23 protein-coding genes and 1 pseudogene are annotated in these 23,256 nt (G+C 57.0%); 13 read left to right on the top strand and 11 right to left on the bottom strand.

Going from position 1 to position 23,256, the window contains the following annotated elements; all coding sequences use genetic code 11:
• Positions 1-385 precede the first annotated feature (385 nt).
• Both secD and secF read left to right on the top strand, forming a co-directional pair.
• Entirely contained in the window at positions 386-1,942 is a 1,557-nt protein-coding gene (gene secD, locus A0U92_RS07630) for a protein translocase subunit SecD (protein ID WP_475638754.1), read from the top strand.
• Between the two features lie 10 nt (positions 1,943-1,952).
• Entirely contained in the window at positions 1,953-2,894 is a 942-nt protein-coding gene (secF, locus tag A0U92_RS07625; RefSeq protein ID WP_077812701.1) for a protein translocase subunit SecF, read from the top strand.
• Positions 2,895-2,960: 66 nt separating this feature from the next.
• On the opposite strand, the gene A0U92_RS07620 is transcribed toward secF, so the two are convergent.
• On the bottom strand, positions 2,961-3,413 hold the full coding sequence (locus tag A0U92_RS07620; protein ID WP_236748317.1) for a hypothetical protein: 453 nt from the start codon (positions 3,411-3,413) through the stop codon (positions 2,961-2,963).
• 63 nt (positions 3,414-3,476) lie between these two features.
• On the bottom strand, positions 3,477-3,677 hold the full coding sequence (locus A0U92_RS07615; protein ID WP_077812700.1) for a DUF2905 domain-containing protein: 201 nt from the start codon (positions 3,675-3,677) through the stop codon (positions 3,477-3,479).
• Between the two features lie 248 nt (positions 3,678-3,925).
• Between A0U92_RS07615 and A0U92_RS07610 the strand changes: the two genes are divergently transcribed.
• From A0U92_RS07610 to A0U92_RS07580, 6 genes and pseudogenes are all read left to right on the top strand, one after another.
• Entirely contained in the window at positions 3,926-4,630 is a 705-nt protein-coding gene (locus tag A0U92_RS07610; protein WP_077812699.1) for a (d)CMP kinase, read from the top strand.
• A 32-nt stretch (positions 4,631-4,662) separates the two neighbouring features.
• A pseudogene (locus A0U92_RS07600) lies at positions 4,663-5,732 on the top strand (cation diffusion facilitator family transporter).
• Entirely contained in the window at positions 5,725-6,657 is a 933-nt protein-coding gene (locus A0U92_RS07595) for a cation diffusion facilitator family transporter (RefSeq protein WP_077812697.1), read from the top strand. The pseudogene A0U92_RS07600 and the gene A0U92_RS07595 overlap by 8 nt, the downstream one beginning before the upstream one ends.
• 150 nt (positions 6,658-6,807) lie before the next feature.
• Positions 6,808-8,178, top strand: a complete 1,371-nt coding sequence (locus tag A0U92_RS07590) for a chloride channel protein (RefSeq protein ID WP_077812696.1) — start codon at positions 6,808-6,810, stop codon at positions 8,176-8,178.
• Positions 8,179-8,289: 111 nt separating this feature from the next.
• A complete protein-coding gene (locus A0U92_RS07585; RefSeq protein WP_077812695.1) occupies positions 8,290-8,880 on the top strand; it encodes a cupin in 591 nt (196 codons plus the stop codon).
• A gap of 8 nt (positions 8,881-8,888) precedes the next feature.
• On the top strand, positions 8,889-9,602 hold the full coding sequence (locus A0U92_RS07580) for an NADPH-dependent F420 reductase (RefSeq protein WP_187668891.1): 714 nt from the start codon (positions 8,889-8,891) through the stop codon (positions 9,600-9,602).
• A gap of 21 nt (positions 9,603-9,623) precedes the next feature.
• Here the strand turns inward: A0U92_RS07580 and panS are convergent, their stop codons facing one another.
• Both panS and A0U92_RS07570 read right to left on the bottom strand, forming a co-directional pair.
• Complete coding sequence (gene panS, locus A0U92_RS07575) at positions 9,624-10,544, bottom strand: ketopantoate/pantoate/pantothenate transporter PanS (protein WP_077812693.1); 921 nt, start codon at positions 10,542-10,544, stop codon at positions 9,624-9,626.
• Between the two features lie 95 nt (positions 10,545-10,639).
• On the bottom strand, positions 10,640-11,962 hold the full coding sequence (locus A0U92_RS07570) for a carbohydrate porin (protein WP_077812692.1): 1,323 nt from the start codon (positions 11,960-11,962) through the stop codon (positions 10,640-10,642).
• Between the two features lie 27 nt (positions 11,963-11,989).
• Between A0U92_RS07570 and A0U92_RS07565 the strand changes: the two genes are divergently transcribed.
• Positions 11,990-12,409: a secondary thiamine-phosphate synthase enzyme YjbQ gene (locus A0U92_RS07565; protein WP_077812691.1), complete on the top strand. Its 420-nt coding sequence runs from the start codon at positions 11,990-11,992 to the stop codon at positions 12,407-12,409.
• Between the two features lie 8 nt (positions 12,410-12,417).
• On the opposite strand, the gene A0U92_RS07560 is transcribed toward A0U92_RS07565, so the two are convergent.
• Both A0U92_RS07560 and A0U92_RS07555 read right to left on the bottom strand, forming a co-directional pair.
• On the bottom strand, positions 12,418-12,807 hold the full coding sequence (locus A0U92_RS07560; RefSeq protein ID WP_236748353.1) for a hypothetical protein: 390 nt from the start codon (positions 12,805-12,807) through the stop codon (positions 12,418-12,420).
• Between the two features lie 282 nt (positions 12,808-13,089).
• Complete coding sequence (locus tag A0U92_RS07555; RefSeq protein WP_077812689.1) at positions 13,090-14,118, bottom strand: glycosyltransferase family 4 protein; 1,029 nt, start codon at positions 14,116-14,118, stop codon at positions 13,090-13,092.
• A 176-nt stretch (positions 14,119-14,294) separates the two neighbouring features.
• Between A0U92_RS07555 and A0U92_RS07550 the strand changes: the two genes are divergently transcribed.
• From A0U92_RS07550 to A0U92_RS17295, 3 genes are all read left to right on the top strand, one after another.
• Positions 14,295-16,115 (top strand): ABC transporter ATP-binding protein, encoded by a 1,821-nt coding sequence (locus A0U92_RS07550; protein ID WP_077812688.1) that lies wholly within the window; start codon positions 14,295-14,297, stop codon positions 16,113-16,115.
• A gap of 45 nt (positions 16,116-16,160) precedes the next feature.
• On the top strand, positions 16,161-16,562 hold the full coding sequence (locus A0U92_RS07545; RefSeq protein ID WP_077812687.1) for a VOC family protein: 402 nt from the start codon (positions 16,161-16,163) through the stop codon (positions 16,560-16,562).
• A 201-nt stretch (positions 16,563-16,763) separates the two neighbouring features.
• Positions 16,764-17,420, top strand: a complete 657-nt coding sequence (locus tag A0U92_RS17295) for a hypothetical protein (RefSeq protein ID WP_149026419.1) — start codon at positions 16,764-16,766, stop codon at positions 17,418-17,420.
• Positions 17,421-17,730: 310 nt separating this feature from the next.
• On the opposite strand, the gene A0U92_RS07535 is transcribed toward A0U92_RS17295, so the two are convergent.
• The 4 genes from A0U92_RS07535 to galE all read right to left on the bottom strand — a co-directional run bounded on the left by A0U92_RS07535 (position 17,731) and on the right by galE (position 20,846).
• Complete coding sequence (locus A0U92_RS07535; protein WP_077812685.1) at positions 17,731-18,342, bottom strand: acetate uptake transporter; 612 nt, start codon at positions 18,340-18,342, stop codon at positions 17,731-17,733.
• Positions 18,343-18,489: 147 nt separating this feature from the next.
• Positions 18,490-19,221 (bottom strand): trypsin-like serine peptidase, encoded by a 732-nt coding sequence (locus A0U92_RS07530; RefSeq protein ID WP_236748316.1) that lies wholly within the window; start codon positions 19,219-19,221, stop codon positions 18,490-18,492.
• Positions 19,222-19,421: 200 nt separating this feature from the next.
• Positions 19,422-19,820 (bottom strand): cytidine deaminase, encoded by a 399-nt coding sequence (locus A0U92_RS07525; protein WP_077814311.1) that lies wholly within the window; start codon positions 19,818-19,820, stop codon positions 19,422-19,424.
• Positions 19,821-19,856: 36 nt separating this feature from the next.
• Entirely contained in the window at positions 19,857-20,846 is a 990-nt protein-coding gene (galE, locus tag A0U92_RS07520) for a UDP-glucose 4-epimerase GalE (protein WP_077814310.1), read from the bottom strand.
• 264 nt (positions 20,847-21,110) lie between these two features.
• Here galE and gluP point away from each other — a divergent pair, with 264 nt between their 5' ends.
• Positions 21,111-22,406, top strand: a complete 1,296-nt coding sequence (gene gluP, locus A0U92_RS07515; protein ID WP_077812684.1) for a glucose/galactose MFS transporter — start codon at positions 21,111-21,113, stop codon at positions 22,404-22,406.
• Between the two features lie 53 nt (positions 22,407-22,459).
• Here gluP and A0U92_RS07510 read toward each other — a convergent pair.
• A protein-coding gene (locus tag A0U92_RS07510; protein ID WP_149026418.1) for an IS5 family transposase occupies positions 22,460-23,223 on the bottom strand; the annotation gives its coding sequence in 2 pieces (ribosomal slippage) (positions 22,460-22,890 and positions 22,890-23,223; 765 coding nt in all).
• Positions 23,224-23,256 lie beyond the last annotated feature (33 nt).

The raw sequence follows: 23,256 nt of genomic DNA, 5'->3' as shown, positions 1-23,256 counted from the left end.
TTATATTTATTTCTTAATTTATTTATCAAATTACAGTTGCCTTTTCATCCCCCTCGTTTTGGTGGGCTGAGGATTGAAGGAAATGTCTTGTACCGCCACAACATGTTTTATTATATAAAACACATTAAAAAATACATATAATACATTGATTATAAAACATAAAATAATTATTACCCCACCTTTTCAGAAAAATTTACTCTCTGCCGACGCAAAACATCGGCCTTTCATGGTGCAGGAAAGCCGTGTCAGCCGGTTGCATTCAGACCTGATGCCTTGCATCTTCCGCGCGCTTTTATAAGACGTACCGGACGAAAAAGGATCGAGCCATTGTCATGGCAGAAGCTCCCTGTTTCGGACACGACGGAGAACGGTCGCCTACGCAATGATGTATTACAGCCGGATCAAACTGCTCTCCGTGGCTGCTGTGTGCCTGCTCGGCGCACTGCTCTGCGTGCCCAATTTCGTTCGCAAACCTGCGGCGTCCATCCCTTGGCCTGAGATTCATCTCGGGCTGGATCTCAGGGGAGGCTCATATCTTCTCCTTCAGGTCGATCTGTCCTCCCTCACTCGCGACCGCCTGCAAAGTCTGTCTGATTCACTGAGGCAGTCACTGATCAGCGCCAATCTTGGTTATCGCAACATTGCGATCAATCCGGACAGGGCCGAAATCACCTTTCAGCCTCGCGATCCTTCAGAGAAGGACCGTGATCTGAAAGTGCTGGACGATCTGCCCCGCACAGTTCCAAACGAATTTTCAGTCACCACACGCCCTGACGACACCATCGCCATAACGCTCGACAGTGGCGCCATGCGGGTCCGGACACACGATGCTGTTTCTCAGGCCATTGAAATTGTCCGACGTCGTATCGACGCCACGGGTGCTGTTGATCCCCAGATTACGCGACAGGGTGAAGACCGCATCGTGGTCGAGCTTCCGGGTATCAGTGATCCGGAGCGTGTGAAAGCCCTACTCGGCACCACAGCCAAGATGACGTTCCGGCTTGTCGATGAACTGCCGCCCGGCACGCCAATCGCGCCTCCCGGTGACACCCTCCTGCCATCGACCGATCATCCGGGCAGCATGCTCGCCGTGCGTAATCACGTCGATGTTGATGGTGTGAACCTCACCAATGCCGGCGCGACAACCGACGATCAGACAGGTGGCTGGGCTGTCAGCTTCTCTCTCGACTCAGTCGGCACCCGCGCCTTTGGTGACGTGACGCAGGCCAATGTCGGTCGTCGCTTTGCAATCGTTCTGGATAACAAGGTCATTGAAGCGCCCGTGATCCGCACGGCCATCACGGGTGGCAGTGGTATCATCACCGGCAACTTCGACGCCCATCAGGCGACGGATCTGGCCCTGCTGCTGCGCGCTGGCGCGTTACCGGTGCCTCTGACAGTCGTGGAAGAGCGTTCGATCGGTCCGTCGCTTGGCGCTGACTCCATCCGGGCCGGAGCCCTCAGCCTGCTGATCGGCTTTGTGCTCGTGATCATTTTCATGGCGTTGTTCTACGGTCGTTTCGGCTGGTATGCGAACGTCGCCCTGTTCGCCAACCTTGTGCTGATGCTGGCGATCCTGTCGCTGTTCGGGGCAACGCTGACGCTACCCGGTATGGCCGGAATGCTGCTGACCCTCGGCATGGCGGTAGACGCCAACATCCTGATTATCGAGCGTATCCGTGAAGAACTGAAGCGTGGTCGTACCCCGCTCGCCGCCATGCAGGCCGGGTTCGAGCGCGCCACAGCGACCGTGCTCGACAGTAACGCCACAGCCTTTCTGGCTCACGTCATGCTGTTCGTGTTCGGAACAGGCCCTGTGCGCGGCTTTGCTCTCACGATCACGATTGGCATCGCCACGACGCTGTTCTCCACCCTTCTTCTCTCTCGGATGCTGATGGTGCGCTGGTATGCCCTCACCCGTCCGTCCACACTTCCGGTCTGAGAGGCGTATCATGTTCGGACGTCCCCTTCTGCGCTTTGTCCGCAAGGATACGCATATCAACTTCATGCGTGGCCGGTTTGCAGGTCTGGCAACCTCCGCCGTGCTGTCACTGGCTTCGGTCATTCTGTTCTTTCACCCCGGCCTGACGCTCGGACTCGACTTTCGTGGCGGCATCGTCGTGGAAGCCAAAACCAGTGGGCCCGCCGATTTCGGCAGGATCCGTACGGCTCTGACGGCGCACAACATCAAGACTGACGGCGTGCAGGCATTCGGTGGGCCGGATGACGTGCTGATACGGCTTGGCGCGAACGAGCAGACAAACACCAATGCGGTTGTCGATGAAGTCCGTCACGCCATCGCCGAGGCTCAGCCGGGTGCGACCATTGTGCGGGCTGACGCCGTCGGCGCGTCCGTCTCCTCCGAACTGTTCCGCAATGGTCTGCTGGCGCTCGGCATCAGCCTGCTGATGATCCTCGGCTATATCTGGTTCCGCTTTGAGTGGGAGTTCGCTCTGTCGGCGGTCGTCACACTGGTGCTTGATCTGACGAAGACGGTGGGTTTTCTCGTGCTGACCCACTTCGAGTTCGATCTGGTGATGGTCGCGGCGATCCTGACGATTCTCGGCTACTCCACCAACGACAAGGTGGTGGTGTATGACCGTATCCGCGAAAACCTGCGCCGCTATCGCACCATGCCGCTGCGGGAACTGCTTGACCTCTCCATCAACGAAACTCTGAGCCGCACCTTGGGAACGTCCACCACGGTCTTTCTGGCGGCCCTGCCGCTGGCTTTCTTTGGAGGCGCAAGTCTGTCCGGTTTTGCCTGGGTGATGCTGTTCGGCATTGTGGTCGGCACGTCATCGTCGATCTTTATCGCAGCTCCACTGCTCCTGCTGCTGGGCGAAAAACGTCTGCGTAAGGATACGCGGCCCGCAGTGAAGCAGGAAATCTGAGAAGCAGGAAATCTGACGAGACAGCCAGATATCAGTGAGAAAAGACAGTTTCGCTCACTGATATTTTCAGCGCGCCCCTGCTGCTGATCTTGTCTGGACAGAAGGCTCTGAGGGGGCGCCGTCCATCGGTTCCGTCACGGCAATGAGGCGTTCAATCGCGCTGTTCGCCGCCTGCATGTTACTGTCGCCGGGTGACGTTTCCTCCCGCGCCACGGCCAGAAGAGCCGCATGGTCCAGCACGATGATTTCCGTGAGCCTATGCGGTGTTATGCCGCCGGACATCACCGCGCCACGCGCCATGCCGTGAGCGATCATGTAGCTGTAGACCAGTGTATGAGGGGTGGGTCTGGTGCTGACGACCGGCGAGGCCTGACAGGCCGCCAGAGCACCGCAGAGCGCAAGAGCACGCCACCGAAAGCGCCACGACCAGCCGGTTGCGGATGCAGACGCGCGCGCTCCGTCTTCAGTGCTCATCATCGCAGGCCATGATCGCTGGCGACCATCATATTGTCTTCCCAACCTGAAATCCGGTCTCTTGTCTGTCGTTTATCCCTATCAGCCCTTCCCTGCGTCTACCAGAGATCAGCGCCTCGCAAGCCAGAGAATAAAAGAAAACAGAAGGCTCAGGAGAAGCCCCGTCGCCAGCGGCATATACAGGGTGAAGCCCTGCCGCCGGATCAGAATATCGCCCGGCAACCGCCCAATGGGAAGTTTCTGCAGGTAAGGCCACAGTAGTCCGACCAGAATGATCGCCGCACCAACGGTTATCAATATACGTCCCACGCGGCGCTCCCTTGTTCATCTGGATATGGTCTTTCACGCTCATACCTTCAATTGCCCCGCATTCCCGAACCGATTGAGCAAAAATTCCGATTTCAGCGTGGCAGCGGGGGAAAAGCCCGGATATAAAATACGCGACACAGACGACCTCGCCATTTCACAGGCCCTCACATCCACTGGCAGATTGACGCCAGAGTCCCGTCCGCGTATCGCCCACAACGCAGATGCACCAGACCAAAGGATGTTTCTCCATGACAAGACCGGTGACAGGATCGGCACCCATCATTGCTGTGGATGGTCCGGCAGCGGCTGGCAAAGGCACTCTTTCCAAACGTCTGGCTGAAGCGCTGGAATTGCCCCACCTCGATACCGGTCTGCTGTATCGCGCCGTGGGGCGTCTGATGATCAATGCCGGGCTCGATCCAGCCTCGACATCGGGAGAGAGCATCGCGCGCTCGCTTTCACTGGCGGACCTGCAGCGCACGGATCTCCGCACTCCGGATGTCGATGCCGCAGCCTCCCTCGTTGCGCGCGACAATGCCGTCAGGCAGGCTCTTGTGGACATGCAGCGCCTGTTCGCCCGGGAGAACGGCGCCGTGCTCGACGGTCGCGATATCGGTACGGTCATCTTTCCGGACGCCGATGTGAAACTGTTCATTACGGCAAGTCCTTATGCACGCGCCGTCCGACGTTATATCCAGAATGGCGGCAGTGACGATGCGCCTGACCGGGACCAGCTTGTCCGGACAGTCGAAGTGGCGCTGATCGCGAGAGATCATGCCGACAGCACTCGCGCTTCCGCGCCCCTCCGCATGGCGGATGACGCCGTAAAGATCGAAACAGATACGCTGACTGCCGATGAGGTTCTTGCCCACTCCTTGCGTATCGTCCGCGATGCGCTGAAGGCAAAAAACGTGAACCTCCCGTCCGCGAGCGTGCAGGATCTCTGCTCCTGACATCACCAGAGAAAAACGAGGACGCTGATTTCATGCATGGCCCAGAGTGTTCACACGACACCCACGATCACGATCACACGCATGATGATCACGCGGATCACGACCATTCAGCGCACGCTCACGACCATCACGCGAGCAGTTGCAGCGGGCATGATCACAACCACGATCATGGGCATGACGGCCATGATCACGGTCTTTTCGGTCACCATCATCACGCGCCGGATACGTTCGGCGGGATCTTCGCCGTCAGCATGGTGCTCAACAGCGTCTATCTGGTGATTGAAGCGATCTGGGGCGTTCTCTCCCACTCCCTCGCGCTGCTTGCGGACGCCGGACACAACCTGTCGGACATTCTTGCTCTGGGAGCCGCATGGCTGGCTCACAGCCTGACCAGAAGAAGCCCGAGCGAACGCTACACCTACGGCCTTCGCCGCTCCTCCATCCTCGCCGCGCTTTCCAATGCGGTCATTCTGCTGCTGGTGACCGGCGGCATTGCCTGGGAAGCTGTCCTGCGGCTGCTCCATCCTGCGGAAACCGTCTCCGGCTTGACCGTCATGATCGTGGCGGCTGTGGGAATTCTCGTGAATGGCGGAACGGCCCTTCTGCTCATGAAAGGGCAGAAGGACGACCTCAATATCCGGGGGCCTTCCTGCACATGGCGACCGATGCGGTTGCATCGCTGGCGGTCGTCATTACCGGTGGGCTGGTCCTGCTGACAGGTCTGCAATGGCTTGACCCGGCGATCAGTCTGCTCATTTCGGCGCTGATTGTCCTGACAACCTGGTCGCTGCTCCGGGATTCTCTCGATATGGCGCTCGATGCGGTTCCCCAGGGGATCGACATGACCGAAATCGAAAGATTTTTCCGCACGCTGCCCGGCGTCACCGACCTGCATGACCTCCATGTCTGGGCGATGAGCACCACGGAAACGGCCCTGACAGCGCATCTGGTCCGCACAACCGATGGAACAACAGGCAGTAACGACCAGATTCTGGATGCCGCCAACCAGATGCTGCGCACGCGGTTTGGCATCGTCCACACGACGATCCAGATCGAAACCGTCGCCTGTGATGTCAGTTGCACAGGAGCAATCCATGCCTGAGTCGGAAGGTGAGACAGTTAACCGGCGCAAAAACCTCATTGCGTGGGTCAGTCTCGGCGTCAGCCTTGTCGCTCTTGGACTGAAATATGCAGCATGGGCGGTCTCGGGAAGTATCGCCCTGAAGTCGGATGCTCTTGAAACCGTCATCAATGTCGCAGCCGCCATCGGCGGCCTGTGGGCCATTCACCTCGCGGAAAGACCCGCTGACGACAACCACACATACGGACACTACAAGGCCGAATATCTTTCAGCGATTATCGAGAGCGCCATGGTGCTGGTCACGGCGCTCCTGATCGCCCGTGAAGCGTACGAGGGCTTTGTCCATCCTCAGAATGTCGATGCTCCCTGGCTCGGTCTCGTCCTGAATGGTGTGGCGACCGCCGTCAATCTTGCATGGGGTCTGACCATGCTTCGCATTGGTCGCCGCATCCGCTCGCCTGCTCTTGTCGCCGGCGGCCAGCATGTTCTCTCTGACGTCTGGACCGGTTTTGGACTGGTGGCGGGGCTGGCTCTGATCCCTCTCACCGGATGGCACTGGCTCGATCCGACGATTGCGGCGCTCATCGCAGTCAACGTGCTCCGGGTAGGCTGGGAGATGCTGCGCCAGTCCGTATCCGGCCTGATGGACGAGGCGCCCGACTCAGCCATTCTCTCCAGACTCAATGAAGTCATTGCGGAAAAGGCCGTGGGCGCTCTCGAAGCTCACGACATCCGTATCCGTGAAGTGGGGGCGATTACCTTCATCGAGTTTCATCTGGTGGTACCGGGCACCATGACGGTTGCTGTCGTGCATGACATCTGTGACCGCATCGAAGCCGGACTTCGCAACGCGCTCGGACGCTGTGTGATCAACATTCATGTTGAACCGGAACACAAGGCCAAGGACAGCGGCATCGTCCTCGCTCACGCCACAAGGTGTTATTAAAATCTCACACTGACCTGCCGGAATGAAACTATCGGCGGCGTTTACTCTTGGAATAGGCAGGCGTCGGGCGTAAGCCGTGACGCATACCCCTTTACTGCGCAGAGTCGAACACCGGACTTCTGGCGCAAGACATGAGTTGACTAATACACGATGGTTTCCCCCACCGGTCGCATCCGACATTTCCGCGATACAGCCCGTATCACCACAGATGAATGGCGGCGGAAGCTGATCTTTTGGGGCGGCTCGATCATAGTCGGTCTGGCGGCAATCAGTTTCGCGGCTCTCGCCGATCAGGCCGCGCATCTGCGCAACATCATCATCGCCTACAGCCCGTGGCTGATGCTGGTTGTGACCCCCGGCGGTCTGGCGCTCTCGATATGGCTGACCCGGACCTTTTTCCGTGGCGCGCAGGGGTCCGGCATTCCGCAGGCCATCGCCTGCATGCATCTCTCCGACCAGAAACTCGTTGACCGTATCCTGTCTCTCAGGATAGCCGCGGCCAAGGTCGGCCTGACCTGTCTGGGGCTTATCGCTGGCGCTTCCATCGGTCGCGAAGGCCCGACCGTGCAGATCGGAGCGGCTATCATGAACGCCGTGGGCCGCTACCTGAATATGGGAGAAATCATCTCCCGGCGGGCTCTTGTCCTGACGGGTGGCGCTGCCGGAGTAGCTGCCGCCTTCAACACGCCACTGGCGGGCATCGTGTTCGGCATTGAGGAACTCGCCCACTCCTTCGAACAGCGGACCAGTGGTGTAGTTCTGGCCGGAGTGGTGCTGTCCGGCGTCACGGCCATCGCGCTGATGGGTAATTACAGCTATTTCGGTCACACGGATTCCGTCGTGCCACTCGGCGTAAGCTGGCTGGCCGTGATTGCCTGCGGCCTGCTCGGCGGCGTCACCGGCGGCTCCTTTTCCGCCATTCTGATCCGTGCGTCCAGGGGACTACCGGGTCGGGCCGGACGTTTTGTGGCTGAGCGGCCGATTGCGTTCGCGGTCCTGTGCGGCTTTGTCCTTGCGCTCATCGGACTGGCTTCCGGCGGGATGACCTACGGCACCGGCTACTCACAGGCCCGCTCGATCATTCATGGCGAAGAACATTATCCAGCCTCCTATTTCGTGCTGAAATTCATCGCCACCATCGTATCCTACTGCTCCGGCATCCCCGGCGGCCTGTTCGCTCCCTCCCTGTCCGTGGGAGCGGGCATGGGTGGCTGGATCGCGCAGTTCCTGCCACATACAACACCGGGCGCGGTCGTTCTCCTCGGCACAGTGGCATATTTCTCAGCCGTCGTTCAGGCTCCACTGACGGCGACCGTGATTGTCATGGAAATGTGTGACAACCAGCAGGTGACACTTGCCCTGCTCGCCAGTTCGTTTCTGGCCTTCGGTGTTTCCAGAATGATCTGCAAGCAGCCACTTTATGGTGCTCTTGCCGAACGATTCCTGCGTAATATAGACCCTAAAAGTGTTCCGGAAATGCCACGTCGGCACGAGACGCCCGACGCAGTCAAACAGGGCTGAGACCCGCATCCAGTCCAGGCATACCCGCTGTCAGACAATATTATTTGATTTGGTGGCCATAAGCTGAGGGCGTCATATCGGTGTTCTGAATTCAGAACGGGAGTGACCGACATGGAACGGCGTGTCTTCAATTCCATTCTGGCGGGAATGGGGCTGTCTCTGGGAAAAACCGGCGTCCGGTCAGCGGCGGCGGCCACACCAGTCAGGACCGAAAGCTTTCTGCTTCAGAGAAACGACTGGGTTCCGAACAATCAGTCGCTGCCGGTCGTTCTCTACCGCAACGCACTCTCCATCGACGGTCCGGACCCAGCCGCGAATTTTGAAAGTCTGTTCCAGCAGAACGGTTGGCCTCCTCAATGGCGCAATGGCGTCTATTCCTTCCATCATTACCACACAGAAGGCCATGAAGTGCTCGGCTTTGCGGGAGGAGCTGCGCATCTGATGCTTGGCGGTCCGAACGGGCGACAGATCGAAGTCCGGGCCGGAGATATTGCCCTGCTGCCAGCGGGAACCGGCCACATGAAACTTTCTTCGGACAGGGATTTTCTGGTTGTCGGCGCTTATCCTCCCGAACAGAACTTCGACATTGTGCGTCAGGCCCCCACCCCGGAGCAGATGGCCCGCCTGACCACCCTGCCCTTTCCTCAGTCCGATCCTGTTTTCGGTCTCAAAAGTTCTGGTTCCGGAGAGGAAAAAAGGTGACGCCAGGCATGAAGCGACGCAACCTTCTTCTGGCTGGTCTGACAGCCCTGTCTGGGCTTGCCGCAACCGGACGCCCTGTCCGTGCAGCGGATACTCTCCCGACAATCGGCGTTATCGGTGCCGGGCATGTGGCTGGCACACTCGGCGGTTTGTGGATCAAGGCAGGCTATCATGTGATGTTTTCAGCGCAGGATTTAAGCAGCGCCAAAGAACTGGCGTCCAGTCTCGGACCGAATGCCTCGGCGGGCACACCTGAAGACGCCGCCGACTTTGGAACTGTCGTTCTGCTTGCGGTCCCCTATCGCGCCATCCCCGCTGTCGGAAAAAAACTGGCGCCTCTGCTCAGGGACAAGACTGTTCTTGACGCCACCAATTTTTATCCGTTCCGTGATGGCTCTATCGCGTCCGTCGCCGAGCGGGACGGCGCCGGACTGACCACACAGCGCTATTTCCCCGGCGCGCATGTCGTTCGCGGTTTCAATTCCATCGATATGAGCGTGCTGGCGTCCGAGGCGGGCAGGCCATCTCCCCGTCTGGCCATCCCGGTGGCAGGAGATGACGCGACTTCGCTTCAGCGCGTGGAAGAACTTGTGAAAGCAGCGGGTTTTGACCCGGTCGTGACAGGGTCACTTGCATCGGCCGTGCTTTTTCAGCCCGGCCATCCCGGGTTCGAAATGCAGACGGATGCAGCGGGCCTGAAGTCAGGACTTGGCCTGCACTGACGCAGGCCGGTTGCAGCCCTTTCAGCCTTTTCCTTCGGTTTTTCTGGCCGGATGCGCATTCCAGTATCCCGCCAGAATCGAACCGGAGATATTATGCCAGATTGAAAAAATCACGCCCGGCAAGGCTGCGAGCGGCGCGAAGTAAAGCCGCCCCAGTGTCGCCGCGAGACCGGAATTCTGCATCCCCACCTCAATGGCGAGCGTCCGGCAGACCGCCTCATCAAACCCCAGCAGACGCCCACCCCAGTATCCGCCCAGCAGGCCGGTCGCGTTGTGAAGAACGACGCCCATCAGCACGAGCGGACCAACCGCAGCCAGAGAAGGTTTCACACTGGCGACAATGCTCGCGATGATCAGCAGGATCGACAGCATGGCCACGAGCGGCAGAGCGGGTTCAATCCGACGGACCGCCTTGTGAAACAACGTGTTGATCGCCAGTCCGCCGATCAGCGGAAACGCTACAATCATCAGCAGGCTGCGAAACAGTCCCCAACTGTCCACGACCACGTCCGCCGATAAGTACAGGCGGGTCAGCAGCGGTGTTGCGACAATCCCGACCAGTGTCGAAACCATGCTGATACTGACGGACAGAGCCACATCGCCGCCAGCCAGATAGATGATGACATTGGACGCCGTGCCACTGGCGACGCAGCCCACCAGAACCATGCCGGTTTTCAGATCTTCCGGCATGGAAAGTATCGTTGCAATCAGCCATGCGGCCAGTGGCATCACGAGATAATGCAGGCCGATCCCGGCAATGACCGCCCTGGGTTTGCGGGCAATGCGCAGGAAATCGCCGGGCGTGAGCGTCACGCCCATCGTGACCATGATAAACGCCAGAAGAGACGTCACGGCCCAGCCATACGCCGTAAAAACTGTTGGCCAGACAAGCGCCGCACCAGAAAACAGCACGGCCCAGACAGGAAAAAGGCGCGTGATCATGTCGTTCCTTGCGCGTTATCGAGATCAGGGACCGACTTGTGCCACATCGCGACCGTCTGCACAGCACGGGAAAAACATCAGGGTGATTTCAGGGGTCAGAAAGACGCCCCCATGTGCAGACCGAAGATCAGCGCGGATTTCACTTTCCTGCCGTTATCATAAGCTCCACCACTGGGATTGATGAGCGCCTGCACATCCGGCTGCACCGCCAGCCACGACAGAACCTGCGCCGCATAGGTCAGCTCCAGATGGTATTCATTGCCGTGATGCTTCGCCGTGCCGTCCGGACGCTGGAGCATCAGGTAATGGCTGGGAGCCGCGTAACCGAAACCAATCCCGACATTGTCACCGGAGCGATGAAACGGGCTATCAAGAACCAGGCCCGCATCCAGCGAAGAGGAAATCTGGTTGCGGTCTGCCAGTCCCGTATATTCCCAGCGCACAAAGCCCTGCAACTCGCCCGCTCCTGTATTCTTCAGGAGCGTGTGATCCATGATCATATAGACTTCCCAGTTGCCACGTCGGCTGACATCCTGATTGGCCTGTAACGGAAAGCGCCCGGTGTCGACATAGAATCCGGCCTTGTATATCCCCGTCTTTCCGCCGTGATTGACGTTATGGGCGACCTCACCGATCACGAAGGCACCTGTTCTGAAATTGAAACGTGTGCCGCCCGGGTCCTGATTCTGGTTCCATGGATCGGTATTATTGATGAAGGATCGAGCGCCGGTCGCATTGTCATCGGCAACAGCAATCTGAGCCAGCCATTTTTTTGAAAAAGTGTAATGTAACCGTACGGCTGGCGGTGCGGTTGGAGAAGATGGTCCCTGTCCATATAGATTGTTGTCCGGCAACATTGGCCAACCGAAAGAAGCGTTGAGGAAAATCAGCGCCGTTGTGCTGATCATGAAGTCCTGACTCAGATCCAGCTTGCCGATCCGCGTGTCGATATGTCCATCTGGACTGGTCCAGTTGTAAGCCAGCTCATATAGCCGCAGGTTCGGATCGGACTCGCTGGATGATGTCTGATTGAAGGCATATAGCGGATAGTTGCTGAAAGGCTTCCCTCTGAGATCAAGAGCACTGACTTCGAATTTACCCCAGGACCCGTCGCGTGCGTGGCTTCCGGAAAGCTTTGCCAGATCAAGCGCAACAGCCACATCTGTCAGACCGATATAGTGCTGGGAGGCCAAGGCGCTACCGGTCGGAATGGACCAGAGTTCCTCGATATCCTCAATGCTGACATCGACGCCGGCTTTCTGCCATTGTTTCTTCAGATCACTCCATCCACCGGGGTCCGTCAGCCAGTCCAGACTTTCCGCGGCACGCACCGGTTCGGTGGACAGAAGAAAGGCTGTTCCGACAATCAGCCCGCAGACCCGCCGACAGGATGGACAGGTCTTCCTGATCCTCACCATCCGACTGACCTGACAGGGAGAAAGATCATGAAACAGCACACCCATCGCCTGACGCTCAGAACACAGGGCAAGGGACTTGTCCCCATCACCCGGCCTGTTCTGGACTGGGTGAGCGGAACAGGCATATTCACCGGGCTGTTGACGCTCTGGTGTCCACACACGTCCTGCTCGCTCACCGTGCAGGAAAATGCGGATTCAACAGTGCGCGCCGATATCGCCGCTTTTTTTGAAACCCTCGTTCCGGAAGAACACGGTCGATACCAGCATTCCACGGAAGGGCCTGACGACATGCCCGCCCATCTGCGGACAATGCTGACGCAATCTGGCCTCACCATTCCGGTCATGGATTCCGGGCCGGTGCTGGGTATCTGGCAGGGCCTTTACCTTTTCGAGCATCGGCGGACGCCACACAGAAGAGAGATCGTGCTTCACCTTTTCGGAACCTGACCTGACTTTCAGGCACCAGACCTGATCCCTCCAGTCACCGGAGATGATGGTTCATTCACGGCGATGACAGCATCATCAGAAATAGACACCACATCTGTCGGGCGTTCGCTGTTCTGTATCTCCTGCTCCGCGATATTCACCGTCATCGCACGCAGACGACCCACCTCTTCGCGCACATCGCTGAGGATTTCCATGAGAGCCGTGTGATCTTCAGCCGCCCGCTGGTCATTGCCGCGCGCAAGAATGGCGCTGCCCACCATCAGAGCCGGAAGCGCCACCAACTGGATTGCATTGCTGACATAAAGCAGGCCGTCCTGCCATTGCGGTTTGAAGACCGGAAGGAGCGAAAACAGTATGAACGCATAGACGCACCAGATGCTGCCAAAAATGATGGTCATCCGGATTGCCAGACGATCATTGAATTTATCGAGCCAGCCCGGCGTTGCGGGAGTGGAATCGTCACGACGCCGATCGGTGTAGAACCAGCTCAGAGGATGCCAGATATGGCGGCTTTTCATGATCGTCCTGTTTCGTCTGTCTATAAAAGCCATTGTTCCGACACGAGGAGGTGACCTTGCTGCACACCTCCCTGCAGGACAAGCCAGACTTCTACATGTCTGGCTCCTGTTATTGCACAGGGTCCGTTTTGTTCAGAACCGACATTTCTGGGGACCAGTCTTTCAGGACCGTTCTTCAATCAGCGTCCGGTAGATGCCCAGATAATCCTCAGCCATGCGACGGGCCGTGAACCGTTTTTCGAATTCGTGACGGATGCGGACGGGGTCGAGTTTTTCGACACGGGGATAAGCGGCGATGGCTTCCATTTCACTCGTGACAATCGCACCCGTGACACCATCCTCGATCACCTCGGGCACGGACCCGTGACGGAAGGCTATGACCGGCGTACCGCAGGCCATGGCTTCGATCATGACCAGCCCGAAGGGTTCGGGCCAGTCGATCGGCATCAGCAGAGCGCGCGCTCCTGACAGGAAAGCCGGTTTCTGTGCGTCATTGATCTCGCCGACCAGTTCGACACCGTCGCCCAGCATCGGTTGAATCTCGCGCTCGAAATATTCGACATCGACCTTGTCCACCTTGGCCGCGATTTTCAGCGGCATACCAACCGCGCGTGCGATACGGATCGCCTTGTCCACCCCCTTTTCAGGACAGATGCGCCCCAGAAAGGCGAGATAATTTCTCGGGCCGGGCTGAGGCGTGAGCAGATTTTCCGGAAGTCCATGCAGGACGGTTCCAGCGTAACGCGCCTGTGGCAGAGGGCGACGCTGGCTGTCGGAAATGGAGACGATGGGTATTTGTGGGAAGGCGTCGAAAACCGGCTGCAACTCCATCAGATCGAGCCGTCCGTGCATGGTTGTGACAAACGGGATCTTCTGGCGGCTGAAATAGGTAAAAGGCCAGTAGTCCATATGAAAATGCAGGATGTCGAAATCATCGGTCCGTCGTGCGACCCGTTCCATGAGCAGCATGTGCGGTGCGATAGGATCGCGGATGGCCGGATCAAGCCGCAAGGCCCGCGGCCATACGGCATCGAGCGCAGCGGATGTCACGCTGTCACCGCTGGCGAACAGGGTGACATCATGTCCCATTTTCACCAGTTCATCAGTGAGAAAGGCTACCACTCTCTCCGTGCCCCCGTAGAGTTTGGGAGGTACGGCTTCGTGGAGCGGGGCAATCTGGGCGATACGCATGACCGGTAACTCCGCATGTTTATTGTTATTCTTCAGACACTCGCCATCCGGATCAGAGTGAACCTTTCCGGCTTCACTGACTTTAAACCCTACAGGACATACGATTTCCGTATTGCTGTGCGAGCTTTTCACTCATGCCACAAACGCTTAAACTCACCCAAAAGTTGACAGGACAAATGACGCATGAGCAGAGCCGCGTGAGCCAGGACAGCGAAACGACTGTCCCCGACATCGATCTTCCACAATATGCTGGCCATCCCGTGCGTTTTCTCATGCGCTATGCACGAAATCGTGCCGTTCCGCACGTGATGGTCTTCGGTTTTGTGGGGCTGGCCGTCTCCTGCGCCGTATTCTCCTCATCGTACATCAGATATCTGGTGGACACGATGAACCAGCATGTCGCCGGCACGTCCGTACGGCCGGTCTGGACAGCCGTCATCTGGCTGGCCGGCATCATCGCGGTGGACAATCTGTCCTGGCGTGTGGCGGGCTGGTACGCCGCCAAGACGTTTGTAGCTGTCACCGGCGACGTAAGGCGGGATCTGTTCCGTTATCTCACCGGCCACTCGACCGGTTATTTCTCCGATCGGATGCCCGCTGCTCTGGCAGCCCGTATTTCGACGGCGGGGAGCGCTTCCTTCACGCTGGAAAGCCTGCTGGCGTGGAATATCCTGCCGCCCTGCCTGAATGTTCTTCTTTCGATTGGCCTGATGATCAGCGTCAGTCCCCTGATGGGCAGCGTCATCACCGCTCTCGCCTTCACTCTCGCCGCCCTGATGTTCCGCATGGCGCGAGGCGGCAAAAAACTGCACTCTTCCTATGCCGGTTCAGCCGCCGACATGGACGGTGAAATGCAGGATGTGGTCGGCAATCTGCCGCTCGTCCGCACCTTCGGGATGCTCGGTTTCGAGCGGACACGACTGGCCGGACTGATCGACAGTGAAATGGCGGTCCGTGGCGTTTCGCTGCGCAACATGGAAATCCTGCGGCTTGTCCATGCAGTCCTGACTGCCGTTCTGACAGCAGGATTGCTCGTCTGGATCGTCTGGCTCTGGCAGAACGGCGCGGCGACGGTCGGCGACGTGGTCATGGTGGTCGGTCTTGGCTTCATGATCCTGCATGGCACCCGCGATCTGGCTGTCGCCCTTGTCGAAACGGTGCAGCACACGGCCCGTCTGGGCGAGACGCTTTCAACGATCCTGATCCCTCACGAGATGCGCGATCAGGCCGACGCACACGGGTTTGCTTCTCCCCCCAAGGGGGAGGTATCCTTCCAGAACGTCATCTTTCACTATCCCACCGGCCCGAATGTGCTGGAACACTTCAACCTGCATGTCACACCCGGCACGCGCGTCGGGCTTGTCGGACGTTCCGGCTCCGGCAAGAGCACCGTGCTGGCCCTGCTTCAGCGGCAGCGTTATGTTCAGGATGGTGCAGTCATGATCGATGGTGTGAATATCCGTGATCTGTCCGAGGAAGCGCTCCGGGGCTGCATGTCAGTCGTACCGCAGGATGTGTCCCTGCTGCGCCGCTCTGTCACCGACAATATTCGCTACGGCAAGCCTGATGCGTCTGACGAGGATGTCCGGGCAGCAGCCGATGCCGCGGAATGTACCGATTTCATCATGGCGCTTCCGGAAGGTTTTGCGACCGAAGTCGGTGATCGCGGCGTGAAGCTCTCGGGTGGCCAGCGCCAGCGCCTCGCCATTGCCCGTGCTTTTCTAAGGAACGCACCGATCCTGATTCTTGATGAGGCAACCAGTGCTCTCGATAGTGAAAGCGAGCATCACATTCAGGAAGCCTTGCACAGGCTGATGCAGGGCCGCACAGTGATCGCTGTCGCGCATCGCCTGTCCACGCTGAAGGATTTTGACCGCATTGTCGTGATGCAGAAAGGCAAGATCGTGGAAGACGGCTCTCCCTCCGAACTTGAACGGCGGGATGGCCCCTATCGCGAATTTCTGGAGTTGCAGGCTTTCGACATCCCGGACCTTTGATTATGGGAGTCCTTCCACTCACAGGAAATAAACAGGAAACGCTTCATGGCGAAGATGATCCATTCCATGATCCGCGTCAGGGACGAAAAAACGTCACTGGCCTTCTATGAAAAGGCTTTTGGTCTTCATGTGGCTGATCGCATTGCGTTCGACAGTTTCACGCTGATCTATCTGTCAAACGACGAGCAGACCTTTGAGCTGGAACTGACCGTCAATCATGATCGAGACCGTCCCTATGATCGAGGCGATGGCTACGGGCATCTCGCTGTGTCGGTTGGTGACATCAGATCTGAACATACCCGCTTTGAACAGGAAGATCTGAAGCCTGAACCAGTCAGGGAACTGGCGCATGAAGGGCGCGTGATCGGACAGTTTTTCTTTGTTGCCGACCCCGACGGGTATCGGATCGAAGTGCTGCAACGCGGCGCGCCGGGACGATTTGTGTAATCAATCCTTGTTATGAGAATACCGGCAAAACCAATAAACGGTATTCTCTCTGCTGCTTATAATAATTCAAATTTTTAGAGAGTCCCAAGACTTACTTCTTGAGGCAGAAGATCAATGTTACATGAATGTATAGTGACACCTCTCATTTTTGACAAAAACCTTTATTGAATTATGATAACTTAATTGTGGTAGGAAAAAAATATGCTTCACGACCTACGGGCTAATCCAGGCGTCGCTTTCAGGACCGGGTTTTATTTCGTGCAATCAAGAATTTATAATGATGGCCATGATTCTTTTGGTGGAGAATGCTCTGTTCAATGTAAATATTACGGTGCCGACAAGAATGGCTTGGCTATATATGAACTGGAGGTAACGGAAGGTAAGGGAGATTATTATTACCCCTATATCCAGACTCCGTATGGTGGCGTTGGCACATGTGTTGTCCCCAAAAATGCTCCCATCGGCACGCTTGTCCTTACCGGAGCAATGAATGGATGCAGCCTTCAGGTTAACGAGACAGATTCCGGCCTTCATTTTTATCACGATACAAATGGCCGTTCCATGGTTGGGAAATTGACACCCGGAACCGTTGTAGCGCGTGTGAATTACAGCACTTACGCCGGTCCAGGCAATTTACTAAACAACCAGTCCACTGCTGAATTCCCTGCAAATGTTACGTATTTAATCACCATTCGCGAGAAGGATTGCTGGGCCATTTATACCAGCACTTTTTTATATAAGCTGGCTCGCAACTCTACTTTTTTTGGTCTTTTACCAGCAGCCGGAAATAAGGAAGTCTTCAAGCCGGTGATTGCAACTCCGTCACGCCTTTTGTCCTCATTCAGAACTCGGGATTAACAAGAGCCTCGACGGAAAATTTCAAGCGTGAAGACAATGAAGGATCAAGAGAGAAGTCAAAAGCTTTCAGTCCAAACAGAAATGTTCCGGGTTACGTTAAATGGCGCTTCCAATTTGCGAGGTGAGAATCAGACGTTGCTTGCCAGACAGAGTAGTGACTTTAAACCAGAGAGCACCTGCCGGAAAAATTACCAACAACAGTATGCGCCGCTGGATATTTAACGCTAAATATATTTTTTACATTTACGCAAAACAGAAAAGCAGGAAGGACATAAGCCCCTCCTGCCTGTTTATTGGTAACTAAAAGATTCTACTCAGCGGCGACACGTACCGAATGAACCGGATTGTTTGAAGCAACCGGCTGATGCTGCGCACCAATCGGCAGGATCGGGTGTCCAAACTGTTCTTCCAGAACTTCCGCCATGGCAAGATACAGGGCGGAAGCGCCGCAGATCAGACCTTCAAAGCCTGCGAAGTGCGTGATGGCTGCATTCCCGGTTGCCTCACCCGCCACCAGCAGGCCGAACAGCACAGTCAGTGAGCCAAAGATGAACTGCAGAACGCGATTTGCTTTCAGGGTGCCGACAAACATGAAGACCGTGAAAATTCCCCAGACGCCGAGATAAGCCGCCATCGCAGCGGGTGTCGCCGGTGCGACAAGACCGAATTTCGGCAGAAAAATCAGCAGCACCAGAGAAATCCAGAACGCCCCATAAGATGTAAAGGCGGTGAGGCCGAAGGTATTGCCCTTTGGATATTCCAGCAGACCCGCGCACATCTGGGCGAAACCGCCAAAAGCCAGTCCCATGGCCAGCACTGAAGAATTCAGCGGCACGAAACCAGCGTTACAGACGTTGAGCAGAATAGTGGTCATTCCGAAACCGGCGAGACCGAGAGGGCCAGGATTGGCTAGACGACCCATAACCAGAGACTCCCGTAATACATGGAGTTGAGAACGAAGCGACTTTTCCATTGCGCTCCAGTTCAGACATGCTTGTCTGCTCTGCTCGATTTAACAATTAAAATAATAACTAAGATGCATCCGATATATATCACGTTACAGTGTAGATTATCTGCGTCCGCTGTCTGCCGCCACCAGAGGCAATAAAGGCGCCGCCGCTCCCCCGCGTCCGTAATTGGCCAGAACCTGTATTCCCAGAGCAGTCCACTTCCCGTCCTGAAAACTGAGCAATGGCGCGCCACTACTTCCTCTGGTGGCCGAACAGTCATGTGTGATCAGAGTCTTGCCTCCACCATCCACCGCCAGTCTACCCGTCATGCACCCCATGTCGGAGCGCACAATTTCACTGAAATCCTGCTCGTACCCTCCCAGAACCACATCTGTTCCGGGTGCAGGGAGACTGTCCGCCACGGCAAGCACGTCTTTCATGGTCGCGGCAGGTTCTGCGAGAAACAGGGTCGCCCGGTCAAAAGCTGCCGTCCGCGCTTCGTCACGAGGATCGTATTCTGGAGGCACCAGAAGACGAATCGCCCGGGCGTGGGCAGCGTACTGTCCCTTGCTGTAGGCGCGCAGAAAATGGACATCCTGCGGTTGGATATAGCGGCCTGTTCTTGGCAGGAAAAGGCAGTGCGCCGCTGTCTCAACGACCGTCGGCGCGACCAGAAAACCTGTGCAACGCCCACCCAGTTCCGTCTGGACCCTCCCTATGGCGCTCCATGGCAACGAGGTCATGTCAACAGCCTGACGATGGTCAACCTGGCCGATACCGGGCCGTTGCGGGACGGCCGCATGGGAATGCTGGCACAGGACAGTCGTCAGGACGCTGCAAACAGCGATCATGAACTGCGGGAAATGCTTTCGAAATCCTTTGAAACATAAAATCTTCTTCTGAAATTCACTCATTCTTAAATATTTTCCCGCTAGGTTGTCTTCATTGCATGAGAGCATTTCAATTGGAGGAAGCATTCCTCCAGAATTGCACACCAGAAAGCCCGGACATCCGGCGATAAGCGGGATGTCCGGGTTATTCACCCCGATGATCAACCCAGACTTTCAGGCCCGAAGCTCTCAGGCAGCAGTTCACCCAGCGTTTTCACCAGCAGCACCTGCCCAGCAGGGTCAATCATATAAACCGGCATCCCGGGAGCACCGAACTCTCTCAGCTTCTGTCGGCAACCGCCGCATGGGGTACAGGGACCACGCTCACCACCACAGACGACAATTTCGACAATCCTTCGTCCGCCCGAAGCAACCATCGCAGCGATGGCTCCGCCCTCCGCGCAGATTCCTTCAGGATAAGCGGCGTTTTCGACATTGCATCCGACATGAATGGAGCCGTCGTCACAGCGTAACGCCGCTCCGACTTTAAAAGCTGAATAGGGAGCATAGGCCCGCTCCCGAACGGCGGATGCCGCTTCACTCAGCTTTACATCGGGCAGCTTTACATCTGCATGTAGACCGGTGGTTGCCACAGCTTAGTCCGCGTAGCCCTGAGGATGCGCGAGACGCCAGTCCAGCGCTGTCCTGACCGTTTCATTCAGATCCGTAAAGCGCGGCTGCCAGCCGGTTTCTTGCATGATGCGGGCGGGACTTGCCACCAGCATGGCAGGATCACCTGCCCGACGCGGTCCTGCTTTCCACGGCACGGGCTTGCCACTGACATGCTCCACAGCCTGGATCACTTCCAGATTGGAGTTTCCCTTGCCGGTTCCAACATTGAACGTGACGCTCTTCTCATCAAGCAGTGGCAGGACGGCGAGATGAGCCTGAGCCAGATCTGTGACATGGATATAATCACGCACACAGCTTCCGTCCGGTGTCGGGTAATCCTGCCCGAACAGCGTCAAAGCATCCCGGCGACCCAGTGCCGCGTCGATCACCAGAGGCATGAGATGTGTTTCCGGACGATGGTCCTCGCCCGCCCGCCCCTGCGGGTCACATCCTGCCGCGTTGAAATAGCGCAGGCAGGCACTGCGGAGACCGTGAATCCTGTCAGCCCAGTAGAGCGCCTGCTCCACTACACGCTTGCTTTCGCCATAGGCCGAGCCGGGATGAACGGGAGTATCCTCGTCAATCAGCTTGTCACCTGCCGAACCGAACAGGGCAGCGGTCGAGGAAAACACGAATTTCTTCACGCCGTGACGCACGCAGGCGTCAATCAGGCCAAAACCCAGTCCACCATTGGCTGACATGTACATCATGGGTTTCTGCATGCTTTCACCCACAAGCGAGAGCGCTGCAAAATGAAAGACGCAGTCCCAGGGACCATCCGCCAGAACCTTGTCGAGCAGCGGCAGATCCGCGAGGTCGCCTTCGATGAAGCGTGCTCCGGCCGGAACTGCGGCGCGATGGCCTGTTCTCAGACTGTCGAAAACTGTAACGTCATGGCCTGCATCAAGCAGAGCCAGAACCATGTGACTGCCAACGTAACCCGCTCCACCCGTCACGAGAAATCGATTTTTCATTTCAATGCATTCTTTCACAACGCTACTGCCGGACCACGCCATGTTCCGGAAAATCCATCCCGAATGAGGTCGAATCATTTCATTACTGAAAGATTCTGCTAACAAGAATTCCTGCTGCCGCATTGGGTTTCACTTCCCTTGTCGCAGCGCAACCTGACCTCATCCACTATTCACCCCAGCCTACCACAATACGTGCAAACCAATAACATCTTTAACCTTCGCTATGCACTCACCTTGATTTAAGCCCTTGGAAACCCTGCCATCGTGTCCAGTCTGACCCACTTGCCCAAGGCTTCTCTCTTCCGCTGCCCCGCCGGATCGTTTGGCTGGGCTCCTCTGGCAAGCACTGCCAGCCTGTTTTTCCTGATCGGCTTTGTCACCTGGCTGAACGGACCACTGATCTCCTTTGTGAGAGTGGCGTTCTCTCTCTCGGATGTCGGTGCATTCCTTGTGCCGCTGGCGTTCTATATCGCCTATCTTCTTTTTGCTCTGCCAGCGGCCCGTATCGTCAGCCGCACAGGCCTGAAAAGTGGACTTGCTCTGGCTCTGGCCATCATGGGGATCGGCAGCGCCCTGTTCGGACAATGTGTCGGCCTGCGCTCCTACCCCGGCGCACTGGGCGGACTGATGGTCATCGGTGCGGGTCTCACCCTGCTTCAGGTGACGGTCAACCCCTATGTCAGCCTGCTCGGCCCACATGAACAGGCAGCCCAGCGCATCGCCATAATGGGGCTGTGCAACAAATTTGCCGGCATTCTGGCGCCCATCGTTCTGGCCGCCATAGTCATGCACAATATCAGCGGTGTGGCGGAACAGGCGCAACATGCTGCCAGTCCGACTGAGCGTGAGGCCATACTGTCCGGTTTTACCAACGCTATTTACTGGCCGTATCTCGGCATGGCGGCCCTTCTCGGTGTGGCAGCCTGTGCAGTTTTCCTGTCGAACCTCCCTGACCTGGACTCACCTGCGCCCCTCGCTCTGTCCCTGCCCGGATTTCATATCACGCCACGTCTGGGCTTCGGCATGGTCGCAACCTTTCTTTATGTCGGTATTGAAGTCCTCGCAGGCGACGCTATCGGGACGTATGGACAGGCGTTCGGCATGCCGCTCGACCAGACGCGGTTTTTCACCGCTTTCACTCTTTTTGCGATGATGACCGGATACGCGGTGGGGCTCTGCCTTGTTCCACGCGTTCTCTCGCAGGAACGCTGCATGATCCTGTCCTGCGCGGCTGGTATTCTCTTCGCCGTCGCTGCCTATCTGACAACCGGCTACGTGTCTGTCCTGTGCGTCGCTCTTCTCGGCCTGGCCAATGCCATGATCATGCCCGCCCTGTTTCCCATGACGATACGGAACGCGGGACACCATGTTCCTCTTGCGTCAGCCCTGCTGGTGATGATGTTTTCAGGAGGGGCCTGCACGCCTCAGATTTTCGTTCTGATCAAGCCATATATCGGCGTTCAGGCTGCTTTTCTTGTGCTTGCGGTTCCCGCCTATCTGGTACTGCTCGGGTATGGAGTTCGGTTTTCGACTGAACGAGGAGTGAGAAAGACTGTTTAAAAAGCTGATGAACCCGTAGGTTGGATATGGCTACTTCTGCTTAGGCTCAGGACTCATTCTTTGAGGTAGAAGCTGACGCTTTCTGCGATGTGGATTGCGGACATGAAGGTATGAGCGCAGCGGTCATATCGGGTCGCAACACGTCGCCAGTCCTTCAGCTTTGCGAACATGTTTTCGATGAGGTGGCGCTTCTTATACATATGCCAGCCGTAAGGTGGCTTTGATTTCCTGTTCTTCTTCGGCGGAATACAGGCGGTGATGTTCCGGTCTGCGAGAGACTGTCTGATCTTATTGCTGTCGTATCCCCGATCACCGATGACTTCCTCTGTCTCATCCGGCAGGTCCGCCAGCAGAACATCAGCGCCTTTGAAGTCACTGACCTGCCCCGCTGTCAGATGAAGGCGGACAGGGCGTCCCTGTCCATCACATATGGCATGCAGTTTTGAGTTCAGGCCGCCTTTTGTCCGTCCGATATGGCGGGGAAAAGCCCCTTTTTGAGCAGGGACGCCGATGTCCGGTGTGCCTTGAGGTGTGTTGCATCAATCATCAGGTGCTTCGAACGGCCAGCCTGCTCTGTCAGCGCGACGAAGATCCGGTCGAAGACACCCAGGCGGCTCCACCGGATGAAGCGATTATACAAAGTCTTGTGCGGACCATACGCTTTCGGGGCGTCTTTCCACTGAAGACCGTTGCGGATCACATAAACGATCCCGCTCAGAACACGCCGGTCATCCACGCGTGGCACTCCGTGCGCCAGAGGGAAAAACGGCTCAATCCGCTCCATCTGCCTCTCAGACAGCAAAAACACGTCACTCACAGCCTCACCTCCATCGGTAAGACTGTGAATCAC

The sequence above is a fragment of the Acetobacter aceti genome (assembly GCF_002005445.1).
GTDB classification, from domain to species: Bacteria; Pseudomonadota; Alphaproteobacteria; order Acetobacterales; family Acetobacteraceae; genus Acetobacter; species Acetobacter aceti_B.
Note: the sequence above shows the minus strand (reverse complement) of the source record. Positions and strands in the feature narration are given on the sequence as shown.

What these genes read in the sequence shown, in the direction of transcription:
- A0U92_RS07590 (WP_077812696.1), top strand. Translation starts at nt 6,808, where the DNA reads ATGGTTTCCCCCACCGGTCGCATCCGACATTTCCGCGATACAGCCCGT.
- A0U92_RS07530 (WP_236748316.1), bottom strand. Translation starts at nt 19,221, where the DNA reads ATGATCGCTGTTTGCAGCGTCCTGACGACTGTCCTGTGCCAGCATTCC.
- A0U92_RS17295 (WP_149026419.1), top strand. Translation starts at nt 16,764, where the DNA reads ATGCTTCACGACCTACGGGCTAATCCAGGCGTCGCTTTCAGGACCGGG.
- galE (WP_077814310.1), bottom strand. Translation starts at nt 20,846, where the DNA reads ATGAAAAATCGATTTCTCGTGACGGGTGGAGCGGGTTACGTTGGCAGT.
- A0U92_RS07610 (WP_077812699.1), top strand. Translation starts at nt 3,926, where the DNA reads ATGACAAGACCGGTGACAGGATCGGCACCCATCATTGCTGTGGATGGT.
- A0U92_RS07555 (WP_077812689.1), bottom strand. Translation starts at nt 14,118, where the DNA reads ATGCGTATCGCCCAGATTGCCCCGCTCCACGAAGCCGTACCTCCCAAA.
- A0U92_RS07580 (WP_187668891.1), top strand. Translation starts at nt 8,889, where the DNA reads ATGAAGCGACGCAACCTTCTTCTGGCTGGTCTGACAGCCCTGTCTGGG.
- panS (WP_077812693.1), bottom strand. Translation starts at nt 10,544, where the DNA reads ATGATCACGCGCCTTTTTCCTGTCTGGGCCGTGCTGTTTTCTGGTGCG.
- A0U92_RS07535 (WP_077812685.1), bottom strand. Translation starts at nt 18,342, where the DNA reads ATGGGTCGTCTAGCCAATCCTGGCCCTCTCGGTCTCGCCGGTTTCGGA.
- A0U92_RS07545 (WP_077812687.1), top strand. Translation starts at nt 16,161, where the DNA reads ATGGCGAAGATGATCCATTCCATGATCCGCGTCAGGGACGAAAAAACG.
- secF (WP_077812701.1), top strand. Translation starts at nt 1,953, where the DNA reads ATGTTCGGACGTCCCCTTCTGCGCTTTGTCCGCAAGGATACGCATATC.
- A0U92_RS07560 (WP_236748353.1), bottom strand. Translation starts at nt 12,807, where the DNA reads ATGACCATCATTTTTGGCAGCATCTGGTGCGTCTATGCGTTCATACTG.
- secD (WP_475638754.1), top strand. Translation starts at nt 386, where the DNA reads ATGTATTACAGCCGGATCAAACTGCTCTCCGTGGCTGCTGTGTGCCTG.
- A0U92_RS07595 (WP_077812697.1), top strand. Translation starts at nt 5,725, where the DNA reads ATGCCTGAGTCGGAAGGTGAGACAGTTAACCGGCGCAAAAACCTCATT.
- A0U92_RS07565 (WP_077812691.1), top strand. Translation starts at nt 11,990, where the DNA reads ATGAAACAGCACACCCATCGCCTGACGCTCAGAACACAGGGCAAGGGA.
- A0U92_RS07570 (WP_077812692.1), bottom strand. Translation starts at nt 11,962, where the DNA reads ATGGTGAGGATCAGGAAGACCTGTCCATCCTGTCGGCGGGTCTGCGGG.
- A0U92_RS07550 (WP_077812688.1), top strand. Translation starts at nt 14,295, where the DNA reads ATGACGCATGAGCAGAGCCGCGTGAGCCAGGACAGCGAAACGACTGTC.
- A0U92_RS07585 (WP_077812695.1), top strand. Translation starts at nt 8,290, where the DNA reads ATGGAACGGCGTGTCTTCAATTCCATTCTGGCGGGAATGGGGCTGTCT.